At 64.4% G+C, this 13,485-nt stretch carries 13 protein-coding genes and 1 tRNA gene; 1 reads left to right on the forward strand and 13 read right to left on the reverse strand.

Going from position 1 to position 13,485, the window contains the following annotated elements; genetic code table 11:
* Positions 1–8: 8 nt before the first annotated feature.
* The 13 genes from plsY to ACTQV3_RS08500 all read right to left on the reverse strand — a co-directional run bounded on the left by plsY (position 9) and on the right by ACTQV3_RS08500 (position 11,620).
* Positions 9–692: a glycerol-3-phosphate 1-O-acyltransferase PlsY gene (gene plsY, locus ACTQV3_RS08440; RefSeq protein ID WP_427748049.1), complete on the reverse strand. Its 684-nt coding sequence runs from the start codon at positions 690–692 to the stop codon at positions 9–11.
* Positions 685–2,019: a ribosome biogenesis GTPase Der gene (gene der, locus ACTQV3_RS08445; protein WP_427748050.1), complete on the reverse strand. Its 1,335-nt coding sequence runs from the start codon at positions 2,017–2,019 to the stop codon at positions 685–687. Before der ends, plsY begins: the two co-directional genes overlap by 8 nt.
* A gap of 10 nt (positions 2,020–2,029) precedes the next feature.
* Positions 2,030–3,472 carry a DUF512 domain-containing protein gene (locus ACTQV3_RS08450; RefSeq protein ID WP_441536154.1) on the reverse strand — a complete coding sequence of 481 codons (1,443 nt, stop codon included), beginning with the start codon at positions 3,470–3,472 and terminating at the stop codon, positions 2,030–2,032.
* Between the two features lie 2 nt (positions 3,473–3,474).
* Positions 3,475–4,374 (reverse strand): 4-hydroxy-3-methylbut-2-enyl diphosphate reductase, encoded by a 900-nt coding sequence (locus ACTQV3_RS08455; RefSeq protein ID WP_441536156.1) that lies wholly within the window; start codon positions 4,372–4,374, stop codon positions 3,475–3,477.
* 2 nt (positions 4,375–4,376) lie between these two features.
* Positions 4,377–5,105, reverse strand: coding sequence for a lysophospholipid acyltransferase family protein (locus tag ACTQV3_RS08460; protein ID WP_441536158.1), 729 nt, complete (start codon positions 5,103–5,105; stop codon positions 4,377–4,379).
* Positions 5,106–5,108: 3 nt separating this feature from the next.
* The gene (gene cmk, locus ACTQV3_RS08465) at positions 5,109–5,795 is read right to left on the reverse strand and encodes a (d)CMP kinase (RefSeq protein WP_441536160.1); all 687 of its coding nucleotides are present in this window, start codon (positions 5,793–5,795) and stop codon (positions 5,109–5,111) included.
* Positions 5,796–5,861: 66 nt separating this feature from the next.
* Positions 5,862–6,848: a pseudouridine synthase gene (locus ACTQV3_RS08470; RefSeq protein ID WP_441536162.1), complete on the reverse strand. Its 987-nt coding sequence runs from the start codon at positions 6,846–6,848 to the stop codon at positions 5,862–5,864.
* Entirely contained in the window at positions 6,835–7,563 is a 729-nt protein-coding gene (gene scpB, locus ACTQV3_RS08475; RefSeq protein ID WP_427748055.1) for an SMC-Scp complex subunit ScpB, read from the reverse strand. The genes ACTQV3_RS08470 and scpB overlap by 14 nt, the downstream gene beginning before the upstream one ends.
* Positions 7,564–7,574: 11 nt before the next feature.
* A complete protein-coding gene (locus ACTQV3_RS08480; RefSeq protein ID WP_441536164.1) occupies positions 7,575–8,384 on the reverse strand; it encodes a segregation and condensation protein A in 810 nt (269 codons plus the stop codon).
* Positions 8,385–8,468: 84 nt separating this feature from the next.
* The gene (locus ACTQV3_RS08485) at positions 8,469–9,152 is read right to left on the reverse strand and encodes a site-2 protease family protein (protein ID WP_441063582.1); all 684 of its coding nucleotides are present in this window, start codon (positions 9,150–9,152) and stop codon (positions 8,469–8,471) included.
* Positions 9,153–9,161: 9 nt separating this feature from the next.
* Complete coding sequence (locus ACTQV3_RS08490) at positions 9,162–9,458, reverse strand: hypothetical protein (RefSeq protein ID WP_441536166.1); 297 nt, start codon at positions 9,456–9,458, stop codon at positions 9,162–9,164.
* On the reverse strand, positions 9,445–11,472 hold the full coding sequence (locus ACTQV3_RS08495; protein ID WP_441536168.1) for an ABC-F family ATP-binding cassette domain-containing protein: 2,028 nt from the start codon (positions 11,470–11,472) through the stop codon (positions 9,445–9,447). The genes ACTQV3_RS08490 and ACTQV3_RS08495 overlap by 14 nt, the downstream gene beginning before the upstream one ends.
* A 75-nt stretch (positions 11,473–11,547) precedes the next feature.
* A tRNA-Ala gene (locus ACTQV3_RS08500) sits at positions 11,548–11,620 on the reverse strand.
* 431 nt (positions 11,621–12,051) lie between these two features.
* Here ACTQV3_RS08500 and ACTQV3_RS08505 point away from each other — a divergent pair.
* The gene (locus ACTQV3_RS08505) at positions 12,052–13,209 is read left to right on the forward strand and encodes an IS110 family transposase (RefSeq protein WP_441053993.1); all 1,158 of its coding nucleotides are present in this window, start codon (positions 12,052–12,054) and stop codon (positions 13,207–13,209) included.
* Positions 13,210–13,485 lie beyond the last annotated feature (276 nt).

Below are 13,485 nucleotides of genomic sequence, written 5' to 3' on the forward strand. Positions count from 1 at the left end.
ACTCTCTCCTACTTATCGTCGGGCTCGGTGACGCGCTTGGTAAACGAGAGCTTGGACTCCTTGCCCGTCATGAGCTTTTTGATGTTCGCGCGATGGGCCCACACCACGGTGATGCCGATCATCGCCATACAAAACTTGAGTCCCAGGCTGCTGTACGGAAAGACCGCGCAGGCGGCGATGGGAAGACCGATGGCCGCGGCAAGCGAGCCCACCGACACATACTTGGTGATGGCGACGGCCACGATAAACATGCCCAGTAGCGAAAGACCGATGGGCCAGTACCAGGCCAGTATGACGCCCAGCCCCACGGCGATGCCCTTGCCGCCACGGAAGTTGAGGTAGGGCGAGAAGATGTGTCCCCACACGGCAGCCAGGCAAATGACGCCGAGCATCCAGTCGCCGGCGGCACCGGGAGCCATGATGCTCACCGGGAAGCCATAGCCCACGCTCGCGATGAGCGGACGCGCGATAAGGACGCAGATGGCGCCCTTCAAGCAGTCGAGCAGCAGCGTGAGCGCCGCGACCTTGGGGCCGGCTACGCGCAGGGCGTTGGTGGTGCCGATGTTGCCGGAGCCCGCCTTGCGAATATCCGTGTGGTTGAACACGCGGCCCAGGATCAGGCCAAACGGAATCGCTCCGATAAAGAACGAGACCACGGCGCAGATGGCGGTCAGCAGAATCGGATTATGCATCCTTTTGCTCCTTCTTCCTAAAGAAGAGTCGAATGGGCGTGCCGGAAAAATCGAAGGTCGAGCGCATACGGTTCTCCACATAGCGCTGGTAGGTGTCGTTGACCAGGTCGCTGTGGTTGACGAAGAACGTAAACGTCGGCGGGTTGACGCCCGTCTGGGTCACGTAGTGCATGCGCAGGCGACGCTTGCCGTCCACCACGGTGTGGCCAAACTCGCGCAGGTCGGTGAGGAAGGTGTTGAGGCGCGAGGTGGTGATCTTTTGCGAGCGCGTCTTCTCGGCGGCGTCGACCATCGCCCAGATCTTCTCGACGCTACGGCCGGTCAGGGCCGAGATGCGCAGGTACTGGGCCCAGGGAGCCATGACGCCCAGACGGCGGTCGACGGTCTCCATGCAGGCCTCGCGCTTGCGGTCGTCGTCGAGCAGATCCCACTTGTTGAGCAGAACGACGATGGCGCAGCCGCGTTCGATGGCCAAGCCCATGACCTTCTGGTCCTGCTCGGTAACGCCCACGGAGGCGTCGACGACGAGCAGTGCCACGTCAGCACGGTCGATGGCGCGCAGGCCGCGGACCATGGAGTAGTACTCGATGTTCTCGTACACGGTGCTCTTCTTGCGAATACCCGCGGTGTCGACCATGCGGTAGTGCTTGCCGTTGCGCTCCACTACGGTGTCGATGGCGTCGCGCGTCGTGCCGGCGATGTTGGACACGATAGAGCGGTCGGCGCCCAGGATGCGGTTGAACAGCGACGACTTACCGGCATTGGGGCGGCCGATGATGGCGACGTTCAGCGCATCGGGGAACTCGTCGGCGACCTCGTCCTCCTCCTCGGGTAACAGGGCAACGATGTCGTCGAGCAGGTCGCCCGTGCCGTGGCCGTGCAGGGCCGAGAGCGGCGTTGGCTCGCCGATGCCGAGCGAATAAAACTCCCAGATGCTGTCGTTTTCGCGATCGGGGTTGTCGAGCTTGTTCACCAGCAGAAAGACCGGCTTGTCGCAGCGCTTGAGCATGCGGGCGACCGACTCGTCCTCCTCGGTGACGCCGGTGCGGCCGTCGACCACAAACAGGATGACGGCGGCTTCCTCGGCGGCGGCGAGGGCCTGGTCGCGGATGGACGTGGCAAAGACGTCATCGCTCTTGAGCGGCTCGATGCCACCCGTGTCGACGATGGTGAACTCGCGGCCGTTCCAATCGGCCGTGTGGTAGGAGCGGTCGCGCGTTACGCCGCGGGACTCATGGACGATGGCGTCCGAGGTCTGGGCCAGGCGGTTAACGAGCGTGGACTTGCCCACGTTGGGGCGTCCGACGACGGCGACGATAGGTTTCATCTGCACTCCTTTAATGGGTAGGGTCAGCGGAATTAGTAGAGCCTGCGGGCACAATGCCAAGGATATGCTCCAGGGTATCGAGCAGCTCATGCGGCATGGTCGACACCACATGAACCTCGGCGCCGCGAGCTTCAAGGCTTGCGAGTAAATCGTCACGATGATACTCGTCAAGCGTCATGCCGTCAGCGTTGAACATGAGCTTAGGCACAAAGAGCATAACCCCCGAGAGGTCCTGCAGCAGCTGCTCCAGAATGTCGCAGGCGACGATGAGGCCGGTCACGTCCACGTTGCCGCCAAAGTAACGGTTTTCGATAGCCGTGACGGTGCCGGCAAGGCCCCGTGGCGACTCCACAAAGCGCGCCACGGTGTCGCGCGCGCTGGTGCCGGAGAGGCACAGGAGGCGCTGGCCACGGGCGGCGATTGCCTCGCGGACGCGGGCCAGACGCTCGGCGTCGGCGGCAAGAACGTCGTCGGTCTCGTCCAGATACGAGCGAATCATACCGATGCCGTCGTAATACTGCGGGTAGCCGTCGTAAAAATCGGCCTGGGGTGGCTCGATGCCGGCGTCCAGATAGAACTCGTCGCTCATCTGGAAGGTGTGGCGGCCAAAGCGCTTGTAGGCACGATCCTGGAAGGGACGGATCATGGCAATGGTTTCGCGCGCGAGCTCGGGCTTGTCGCTGTATGACCACGTAAAGCGGTTTTGATGCTTGGTAAAGCCCAGTGGCACAATGCCCAGGCTCGTGATCTGCTCGTGTTCCTCGCAAAAGCGTAGGGTCTTTTGCAGCTCTTCGCCGTCGTTCATGCCGGGGCACAAAACGATCTGCGCGTGAATCTCGATGCCGGCGGCCATGATGGTCTCGAGCACGTCCATGCCGCGCTGGGCGTTATGGCCCATCATGCGGCGGCGGACGTCGGGGCTTACGGCGTGGACCGACACGTTCATGGGGCTCATGTTGCGGTCGATAACGTTTTGCACGTCCTCGTCGGAAAGATTGGTCAGCGTGACAAAGTTGCCCTGTAAAAAGCTCAAGCGGTAATCATCGTCACGAATGTAGAGCGTTGAGCGGCCGCCCTTGGGCAGCATGGTCATAAAGCAGAACACGCAGGCGTTCACACAGGTACGCATGCCGTCGAAGATGGGGCCATCGAACTCCAAGCCCCAGTCCTCGCCGGGAAAACGGTCGAGCTCAACGGGGGTGACGGTGCCGTCGCGCGGGTCGAGAACCTCAAGTTCGACGGTGTCCTCGTCGGCCTCCCAGAGCCACACGATCATGTCGGTGAGTGCCTCGCCGTTGACCGTGAGCACGCGCATGCCCGGCTCGATACCCACATCCCATGCGGGCGACTCGGGACGCACGTTCTTTACGAGCGCGCCCTCACCCGGCTCGGGGTCGCGGCTGCGCCCGTAATCGGCCACCTCGGCGGCGTATGCGGGTACGGTCTGGTCCATGATTAGCGACAAAGCTCCTTGATGCGCGCAACGGCGCGTTCGATGTGTTCTTGCGGAGTTGAGGCTCCGGCGGTGATGCCGATGCGGCGCGCGTTGGCAAACCATGCGGCCTCAAGCTCGGAAGCTTCCTCGATGTGATGGGTGTGCTCGCAGACATCGGCACAAATCTGTGCCAGGCGGCGCGTATTGCCCGAATTTTTGCCGCCCACGACGACCATGCAGTCGCAGCGGTTGGCAAGGGCTGCGGCCGCCTGCTGGCGCTCGCTCGTGGCAGCGCAGATCGTGTTGATCACACGCAGCTCCTGCACGCGCGGGGTGATGGAGGCCACGACCTCGGCCAGGTTCTGCGCGGTTTGGGTGGTCTGCACAACCAGGCCCACCTTGCCCTTGAGCGGCAGTGCGTCCGCATCGGCGGCGCAACTCACGACCTGCGCGTCATCGCCGGCGTGGCCCAGGATGCCCTCGACCTCGGGGTGGCCCGGCTCGCCCACGACGATCACACGGTAGCCCTCGCGCACCAGGCGCTCAGCCGCCACATGAACCTTCTTGACGTAGGGGCAGGTGGCATCGACCACGGTAAGGCCGCGCTCGCGAGCGGCCTCGATTACCTGCGGCACCACGCCGTGCGCGCGAATGACCACGGTGCCCGACGCGGCGTCGTCCAAGGTGTCTGCCAGATCAACGCCTGCCTCGGCGAGCTCGCGCACCACGATGGGGTTATGGATGAGCGGACCCAGCGTGTGGACCTGAGCGCTCTCCCCTGCCTGCGGCGCGGCGGCCAGTGCCATGTCGAGCGCGCGCTGCACGCCGTAGCAGGTGCCGGCATGCGCTGCGATTTCGATGGTGGGGACGTCTGCCTTGCCGGGCGCAGCCTCGACGGTATTCATGACGATCTCGCCCATGGCTAGAACCTTCCGGGGTGCTCGGCGCACAGGTCGTCGCGCATGGCGTAGACGCGGCTCATGGCCTCGGACTCAAACCATGCCAGGCGCTCCTTGCGCTTGAGCTCGGCCGGTGCATCGGATAGCGAGATGGCCTTGCCGGCACGGATCCAGCACTTTTTGGGGCGCATGAGCTTTTTGCCCGCAGGCGTGATATCGGACCAGCCGCAGATGGCGAGCGGGTTGACGGGTGCCTTGCCCATCTGGGCAATGAGCGCAAAGCCGCCGTGGACCTCGGGCTTGATCTCGCGCGAGCGGATGCGCGTGCCCTCGGGGAAGATCAGGACGTCCTCGCCGCGCTGCAGTGCATGCTGGGCGGCGCGCAGGCACTTCATATCGGCAGTACCGCGCTCGACGGGAATACCGCCCACGCGGCTAAAGGCCCAGCGCACGATCTTGCTCTTGGCAAACTCGGACTTAAAGATGGGGCGAACGCGGCGGCCGCCAAAAAACAGCGCCGTCTCCACGGCCAGGAGCTCGGCCATCGAGGTGTGGTTGCAGATGACCACGCTGCCGCGGCCTTCCTGGCGCTCAAACAGCAGGTCGCTGTCCTCTACCTTCCAGCGCCACATGAGCTTGGAGAAGACCCACAGGATGCCCATGACCACGAAGACGGTGCCGCGGATGAGCACGGGGAACTCGGCATAAGGCGCGTTGTAATAATCCTCGGGCGTCTGCCTAAACAGGCGCATGAGCTACCTCCTTTGGTTGATGAGGCCCTCGATTATCGAGACGACCTCGTCGATGGTATGTGCGGTGGAGTCGACGTGCACGGCGTCCTCGGCGGGCACGAGCGGCGCGACCTCGCGGCTGCTGTCGAGCTTGTCGCGCTGCTTGAGGGCGTCGAGGGTCTCGTCGACCTCGGCCTCGAGCTGCTCTTCGGTGGGCGGCTGGGTGTCGTTTTGGTGGCGCTGCAGCACGCGGCGACGGGCGCGCTCGCGCGGGTCGGCGGTCAGAAAGACCTTGACCTGCGCGTTGGGGAATACGACGGTGCCGATGTCGCGACCCTCGGCCACGATGTCGCGGTCCTCGGCGGCGCGGCGCTGATGGATGAGCATGGCCGCGCGCACGCCCGGGTAAGCCGAGACCTTGGAGACGTTAGCGTCCACCTGCGGGGTGCGAATGGCAGCCGAGGCGTCCGCGCCGTCGATGGTCAGGCGCGTGTCCTCGCCGGTGCCGTTGGTAAAGCGAATCTCGATTTGCTCGGCGAGGGCGTCGATGGCAGCCTCGTCGTCCAGGTCGATGCCGCGGTCGAGCGCGGCGAAGGTGACGGCGCGATACATAGCGCCCGTGTCGAGCTTGTTAAAGCCCAGCTGGCGGGCGATCTCCTTGGCGATGGTGGACTTGCCGGAACCGGCGGGGCCGTCGATGGCGACGATCATGCAATGCTTCCTTTCGGTGGTTGACGTGCTGGTATGGGACGCGGGCGTTGCGGCTTGGCGGACTGGCTAGCCCGTGTAGCGCTCGCGGTAGGTGTTGCGCTTGGGCGCGGATCCGTGGCTGCCGTGGTGGCGCGTGCGGGTCGCGGGGTTGGCCGCCGGCGCAGCGGAGCGCTTGGCGCCGGCCTGCTTGGGCGGGATGCCGCCGGCCTTGAGGATCTGCACCTCGCGGTCGGTGAGCTCGCGCCACGAGCCCTTGGCCACGTCCTTGAGCTCCAGGCCGGCAAAGTTACAGCGGTGCAGACGAATCACCGGGTGGTGGATCTTGCTCAGCATGCGCTTGACCTGGTTCTTGCGGCCCTCGCGGATAATGACCTCCACGGCGGTTGTGCCGGGCTTCACACCCTGCGGAGCCACCGCCTCGGCCTCGCGCGCGGTAATAACGCGGCAGATTGCCGGCTGGCACAGGCCGTCGTCGAGCTCGATGCCGCGGCGCAGCGGTTCCAAGTCGCGATCGGTCAGGTGGCCGTCCACGAGCGCCTGATAGGTCTTGTAGACGTGCTTGCTGGGGTGCAGCAGGTCCTGCGACAGGTCGCCGTCGGTGGTAAAGAGCAAAAGGCCCGTGGTGTCGCGGTCCAGGCGACCCACCGGGAAGAGCCCCGGAAAGCGGTCGCGCGGGACAAGGTCGGCCACGCAGGGGCGCTCCTGCGGATCGCTCATGGTGGTGAGGTAGCCGGTCGGCTTGTAGAGCATCAGGTACACGGCGCCCTGGTTGAGCTTGACGGGCATGCCGTCAACCTCGATATGGTCGCGGTCCACATCGACCTTGGTGCCCAGTTCGGTCGCGATCTGGCCGTTGACAGTCACGCGGCCGGCGGTCATCAGGTCCTCCGAGCCGCGGCGGCTCGCAACACCCGCGCGCGCCAAAAAGCGCTGCAGGCGCATCGTGTGTGGGTAGACGGGCTGGGAGACGGACTTGTGCGTATCCGCATTGGGCGCCGCAGCGCCCGCGGCGTGTGAGGTACGCGTCTCCCCTGCCTCGTTAGTCCTCGTCATGCGTATCCTCCGCAGCGTCGTCGGTGGCAAGTGTTTCCTCGCCACCGACTGCCTCGACATCCTCAACATCGGTATCCAGCAGCTCGCGCTCTTCGTCCAGGTCCTCGACCTGCTCCTCGAGCGTAGACTGAATGCTGCGGCCGCTCAGGCGCTCGCGGATAAATTGACGCGACTGCTCGTCGGGGGCAAACTGCTCCAGATCGGGAAGGTCGCGAGTGGAGCGCAGACCGAACTTCTCCAAAAAGGCGTTGGTCGTGCCGTAAATGATGGCCTGACCGCGCTGGGGGTCGCGACCGAGCTCGCGCACCAGACCCTTGTCAACGAGCGACGCGATGACGCCGTCGGAGTTGACGCCGCGGATGCCCTTGACCACCTCGCGCGTGACGGGCTGGTGGTAAGCGATCACAGCAAGGGTCTCGAGTGCCGCCTGCGACAGCTTTTGCGTGTCCCAGCTCAGCACATAAGCTTCGACCACGTCGTGGTAGGCGGGGTGCGTAAACAGACGCCAGCCGCCGGCGACCTCGCGCAGCTGAAAGCCGCGATTGGCCTCCTCGTACTCAACTTTGAGCTCGGCCAAAAGCGACGCGCACTCGCCCGGGGCGATATCCAGCGCATCTGCCAGCGCGGGCGCGCTCACCGGATCGCTCGAAACCAGCAACAGCGCCTCGAGGGCGCCTTTGAGGCTGTTTGCCTCTAGCGTGGAAAGGGTTGACATGGTAGCCGCTCCTATTCGGTGAGCTCGGGGCCCTCGCCGGGCACGTAGGCCTCGGCGCCCTCGACGCGGTTGATACGGATGGTTCCAAAGATCTCGTCCTGGCTCAGGGTGAGCGAGCCTCGCTTGGCGAGCTCCAGCATGGCCAGGAAGGTGACGACGAGCTGCTCGGTGGTGGCGTCGCCGTCTAACAGCTCGCGGAAGGTGCAGGTTTGATGCGCCATGGTAAAGCGGTCGACCGAGGCCACCGTCAAGTCGAGCGGCACGCGATGCGGCGCCACGTGCTCGGCCTCCAGCAGGAAGGTCTGGCGCTTGCCGTCCAGGTCGGCGCAGATGACGGCGAGGCCGCGCAGCGTGATGCCGGCCAGGTAGTCGGGCATAAGGCCCAAAAACTCGGGGTCGGGGCCGGCCACACGCGGATGCATGCGGCTTTCGGCCTGCATGCGCGCGCCAAGAGCCGCCGCCGCGCCCTTAAACTGCTTGTAGGCGATCAGGCGCTGGATCAGGACCTCGCGCAGGGCGTCGCCGTCGAGTGTGCTGAGTTCCTCGAGGTCTTCGTCAATCTCGTCATCGTCGTCGGCTTTGCTGGGGGCCTCCTGCGGCACCAGCGAGGCGGCCTTGATGTCCAAAAGGGTTGCCGCGACCAGTAAAAAGTCGCTCGCCACGTCCAGGTCCAGCGCCTCAATACGATCGACCTCGGCCAGGTACTGCTCTGCCACCTCGCTGATAGAGATGGCGCCGATATCAACTTTTTGGCGGGTTACCAACTGCAGCAGCAGGTCGAACGGTCCGCTGTAGACCTGCGTCGACACGCGATACGACATCTTCGACCTCCTTTGACGGCGCCTTCGCGGCGCGGTTTGGGTGCATGTTGCGACCGTTTTGCACGGTCGACCTGTAAGTTTACCCTAGATGCCGGCGATTGCGAAGTTAAGCAGCTGCCCAGCGAGCGGATACACGGTAACGTCGAAATATCGTCCGATCACGTCGATGCCGGTCCACATGGGCAGCAGATACAGCACGATGATAAGAATCGGCATGGCGTATTGCTGAAGTTGGTAGTAGTTGGCGAGTGCCTTGCCTTTGAGAAACGGCACGATGATCGACGAGCCGTCAAGCGGCGGAATCGGGATGAGGTTAAAGAACGCGAGCGACAGGTTGACCACGATAAACGTAGCGCCAAAGTTCATGATTTGGGACGCTACGGCAAAGGACATGCTGGTGTAGAGGTTGCCGTATGCTGCGTGCATGATGGCGGCCGCAAGGCACGCCAGTGCGATGTTCGATGCGGGGCCGGCCGCGCTCACCAAGACCTCGTCGCGCTTGGGGTGCTTGAGGTTGTTGAGGTAGACCGGCACGGGCTTGGCGAAGGCGAACACCGGGCCACCGGCCGCGAGCATGAGCAGCGGTAGGATGATGGTGCCAAACGGGTCGATATGGTTGAGCGGGTTGAGCGAGACGCGGCCGCGCGAACGGGCCGTTTTGTCGCCGAGCGCCCAGGCCGCGGCGGCGTGCGCGCTCTCGTGGATGACGATGCCCACGATGACGGCGACGGCGCTCGCGAGCAGGTTCATGAAGTAGCTGCTGGACATGGCGCTCCCCTAGCGGACGCGGCGCGAGGCGCGCGTGAGCAGGTAGTCGGCCACAAACAGGATGACGGCCACGATGGCGTAATCCAGGCGGAACACGCCACCGAAGGGCGATGTGATGACGCCATAGCCGGCGATGACGGTCGGCAGCGCGCGAGAAAGCTCAACGACAAAGCCCACAATCTGCAGCTTGGCGGTGAGGCCGCTAAAGCACAGCAGCACAGTCATCGCGCTCATAAAGATGCCGCAGATGCGGCACGCGATGGCGATGATGCTCATCGCCACGGCAGCGGCCTTACGAGAGTTCACGCGCGGTCTCCTCTTCGATTTGGGTGGAAAGCTCCAGCCATTCGTCCTCGAGCTTGGGCAGCTCTTGCTTAAGCCCGTTATATTCCCCCAGCGCGGCGTTGAACTTATCCTGATCGGCATAAAGCTCTTCGCTCGCCATCAATTCCATAAGCTCGTCATAGCGGGCGCGCTTCTTGTCGAGCTCGGCCTCGATCTTCTTAAGCTGGTTGCGCACGCCCTTGAGCTTTTTGTTGAGCGCAGCGCGGGCCTGGGCCTCGGCACGCTTTTGCTCCTTGGTCTTTTTGCCCTCGGCCGGCTTGGGGGCGGCGACGCTGGGCTGGGTGGAACTGGTCAGCTTGGTTGCTTTGGTCGTGGCCGGTGTGCTCTCCCCTGCCGCCTCGGCGGCGCGGGCTGCGAGGTCCTCGCGCTTGTAGAGGTAGTAGTCGTAGTCGCCGTCATAGACCGTGACCTTGCCATCGCGGATGTCGATGACGCGGTTGGCCACGGCTCGCACCAGGTGCTCGTCGTGGCTAATCAGCACGATGGTGCCGGGGAAGTTTTGCAGGGCGTTCTCGAGCATGTCCACCGAGTCGATGTCCAGGTGGTTAGTGGGCTCGTCCAGGCACAGAAGTGCCTCGGGGGCCACGAGCATCTTAGCCAGGGCCAGACGCGCCTTTTCGCCGCCGGAAAGAACGCGGACCTGCTTTTCGATAGAATCGTTGTCACTAAACAGGAAGGCGCCCAGCAGGCTGCGCTGCTGTGGCACGGTCCACTTGGGCGTGACGGTGTCGATTTCTTGCAGGACGGTGTTGGACTCGGTCATGCCCTCGAGCGCGTGCTGGGCGTAATAGGCCACGCCCACGTTGGTACCCAGTTCGCGCGTGCCGGTAGTGGGCGGCTCCAGGCCGGCGATGATCTTCATGAGGGTGGACTTGCCGGCGCCGTTGGGGCCGACGAGCGCCACATGCTCGCCGCGATAAAGTTTGAGGTCGATATCGCTATAGATGTGCTTGTTGCCGTAGGACTTGGACACGCCCTCCAGGCCCACGACCATGTCGCCGGAGCGCGGCGGGTCGGGGAACTTAAAGTCGATGTGCTTGTGGCCTTCGGGCAGGATGACGAGCTCCTTTTTGATCTGCTCGATCTTGCGGATGCGCTCCTGCGCCTGGGCGGCCTTGGTGGGCTTGTAGCGGAACTTGTCGACGAAAACCTGCATGTGGGCGATGTCGCGCTCCTGGGCGGCACGCTTGGCGCGCATCTGCTCCAGGTTGTCCTCGCGCTGCTTGAGGTAGCTGCTGTAATTGCCGGTGTAGGTGGTCACGCGGCGGTTCTCGAGCGCGGCGACGTGGTCGACGCAGGCGTCCATAAAGGCGCGGTCGTGGCTGACGATGAGCACGGCGCCGTCGTAGTTGGCGATAAAGCCGCGCAACCACTGGACGCTTTCGAGGTCCAGGTGGTTGGTGGGCTCGTCCAGAAGCAGCAGGTCGGGATGGCGCAGGAAGAGCTTAGCCAGCGCGATGCGCATCTGCCAGCCGCCCGAGAACTCGGAACACGGGCGCTCAAAGTCGGTGACCTTAAAGCCCAGACCGGACAGGATCTTGCGGGCATTGCTTTCGAGCTCGTAGCCGCCCAAGTGCTCAAAGCGGTCCTGGACCTGGCCGTACTCGTTAAGGAGCGCGTCGACGTCCTTGCCCTGCTCGGAGAGCTCGGTGATCTGGGCCTGCAGCTCGTTGGCGCGCTCACCCATGCGGCGGATTTCCTTGGCGGCGGCCATGACCTCAGCGAGGATGGTCGTGTCCTTGTGCTCCAGGTTGGTTTCCTGCTCGAGGTAGCCCACCTGACAGTCCTTGGAGTACTGGACCTGGCCGGCGTCGGGGCTGTCGATACCCATGATGATTTTGAGCATGGTGGTTTTGCCGGCGCCGTTGGGTCCCACGAGCGCAAAGCGTTCGCCGGGGTTGATCTGAAAGGACGCGCCGCTAAAGAGGACGCGCGCGCCGAAGCTTTTTTCGATCTTGTCGACCAGGAGGATCATGGTGCCGCCTTTGACCTTGTGTGCCTATATGAAAAAAGGCCCCAACTTGCGTTGGAGCCTCATTCAATGCTCGGGTGGAGACGAGGGGGATCGAACCCCTGACCTCTTGACTGCCAGTCAAGCGCTCTCCCAGCTGAGCTACGCCCCCGTGCGAAGAAGTACTATACGGGAACTCCCCCGCCGATGCAAGGACAATCTCGGAAAAATCTTTCGGCGGCGGGGCCGGGGATGCGGGACGGGCTCGGGAGCGAGGGGCCCGCGGGCCGGATCGGGCGTCGCCCTCCCTCCCGGCGCCCGGCCGGCCGCCCATTACAGTCTGAAATAGGCCATCGATAAATTTCGATGGCGAGCATTCGGCGCATTGCCTACGATACGGGCAAGCCCCGAGGGGCCGCCGATCGGGCGCCTCCGGATGGCCGTCTGCCCCTGCCCCGTAGAGGGCCCGGGGGGTGTTGCCACCGGGGGCGCTCGCCGCTCCGGACGACTGATAGGAAACTGCCGGGCGCAAGCGCCACGGCCAGGTAATGTGGGTGTCGCGGGGAGGGGTTCCGATCGGCCTACCGATTGGAGGATACCACCGTGGCACCAACTAGAATGCCGGAAGCCGTCATCGGGCTCGATGTCGGGAAATCGTCCCACTGGGCATGCGTCGCGACTCGAGATGGCGAGGTGCTGTTGAGCGCCCCCGTCGCGAACAGGGAGGACGACCTGGACTCGCTGTTCGGCCGCTTCCCCGATGCGCTCGTGGTCGTCGACCAGTCGCGCAACATAGGCGCCCTCGCGCTCGCCCGCGCCAGGGCGGCCGGGATGTCGGCGGCGTACCTGCCGGGACTCGCGGCGCACGGGGCCGCCAGGCTCTTCGCCGGCGACGCCAAGACCGACGAGCGAGACGCGATGGTCATCGCGAAGACGGCGCTTGGCATCCCCGACGCGCTCCTGCCGGTCGGAGACCCAGGCCCGACGATTGCGGCGGCGAGGGCGCTGGCCGCCCAGAGGAACTTCCTGACCTGCGAGAACACTAGGAATAAGAACCGGCTGCGCAGCATCCTGCTGGAATCGTGCCCCGCCTTCGAGGCGCTGGTCGACCTGTCCGACGGGCCCCAGCTGAGGCTCATGGCATCCCTCGGCGGGGCCTGGTCGGTAGCCGACGCCGGGCCCCGCAGGGCGGCGGCGCTCACGCGTGGGGCGGCGCGCGGTAAGATCGAGGCCCTCGTCCGCTCGACAACTTCCTCGACAAGGCCGGATGCGTCGGTCGTCGCCGCCGAGGACCGGGCGGTGAAACTGCTCGCGCGCAGGATATCCGAGAACTCGGCGGAGATCGAGGCGATCACGGCGGAGATCTCCGCCCTGCTCGAGGGCGACGATACCTACCGATGCCTCCTGACGGTGCCGGGCATCGGGCCCAAAACCGCTTCCGAGCTCGCGATCTCCATCGACATCGAAGACTTCCCCAGTCACGACAGGCTCGCGTCGTACTGCGGCCTGGCGCCGCGCAACCGCCAGTCGGGAACCTCGATCTCCTCGGTGACGGCATCGCGCCAAGGCAACAAGAGGCTGAAGAACCTGCTCATATTCTCATGTAACTGCCTTACCCGGACAGAGGGGAGATGGGGCGACTACTACACCAGGTGCCGGGAGCGGGGCATGTCGCACGGCAAGGCGCTCAAGGCGCTGGCGCGAAAGAGACTGAAGGTCATCTACGCGGTCATGCGAGACAGGGTGCCTTACGCAGCCTAGCCGAAACGCACCGAACAGACTGAAGCCCACCGGCCGAATGGCCTGGCGTCAGCATGCCGCGATTCGGTCGCACGGAGAGCATTTCCCAGTTGACAAAACTATAGGAACACCCCCCCGGGGACCTCCCGCCACGGATGCGGCCCATCTACTACGTTTGGGCGGCATCCCCCGACCATGGCGTCACGGGTAAAAATAAAACCGCAGGTAGACGGCCTGCGGTTTTCGCGAAATACGGGGTATGGTCGAGGGGCCGGGGCTAAACGTAGTAGATGGGCC

The organism is Collinsella sp. LCP19S3_A7 (assembly GCF_052121995.1).
Taxonomy (GTDB): domain Bacteria; phylum Actinomycetota; class Coriobacteriia; order Coriobacteriales; family Coriobacteriaceae; genus Collinsella.

What these genes read in the sequence shown, in the direction of transcription:
- ACTQV3_RS08495 (WP_441536168.1), bottom strand. Translation starts at nt 11,472, where the DNA reads ATGATCCTCCTGGTCGACAAGATCGAAAAAAGCTTCGGCGCGCGCGTC.
- ACTQV3_RS08460 (WP_441536158.1), bottom strand. Translation starts at nt 5,105, where the DNA reads ATGCGCCTGTTTAGGCAGACGCCCGAGGATTATTACAACGCGCCTTAT.
- ACTQV3_RS08455 (WP_441536156.1), bottom strand. Translation starts at nt 4,374, where the DNA reads ATGGGCGAGATCGTCATGAATACCGTCGAGGCTGCGCCCGGCAAGGCA.
- scpB (WP_427748055.1), bottom strand. Translation starts at nt 7,563, where the DNA reads ATGTCAACCCTTTCCACGCTAGAGGCAAACAGCCTCAAAGGCGCCCTC.
- cmk (WP_441536160.1), bottom strand. Translation starts at nt 5,795, where the DNA reads ATGATCGTCGCCATCGACGGCCCCGCCGGTTCCGGCAAGTCCACCATC.
- ACTQV3_RS08480 (WP_441536164.1), bottom strand. Translation starts at nt 8,384, where the DNA reads ATGTCGTATCGCGTGTCGACGCAGGTCTACAGCGGACCGTTCGACCTG.
- ACTQV3_RS08485 (WP_441063582.1), bottom strand. Translation starts at nt 9,152, where the DNA reads ATGTCCAGCAGCTACTTCATGAACCTGCTCGCGAGCGCCGTCGCCGTC.
- plsY (WP_427748049.1), bottom strand. Translation starts at nt 692, where the DNA reads ATGCATAATCCGATTCTGCTGACCGCCATCTGCGCCGTGGTCTCGTTC.
- ACTQV3_RS08450 (WP_441536154.1), bottom strand. Translation starts at nt 3,472, where the DNA reads ATGGACCAGACCGTACCCGCATACGCCGCCGAGGTGGCCGATTACGGG.
- ACTQV3_RS08470 (WP_441536162.1), bottom strand. Translation starts at nt 6,848, where the DNA reads ATGACGAGGACTAACGAGGCAGGGGAGACGCGTACCTCACACGCCGCG.
- der (WP_427748050.1), bottom strand. Translation starts at nt 2,019, where the DNA reads ATGAAACCTATCGTCGCCGTCGTCGGACGCCCCAACGTGGGCAAGTCC.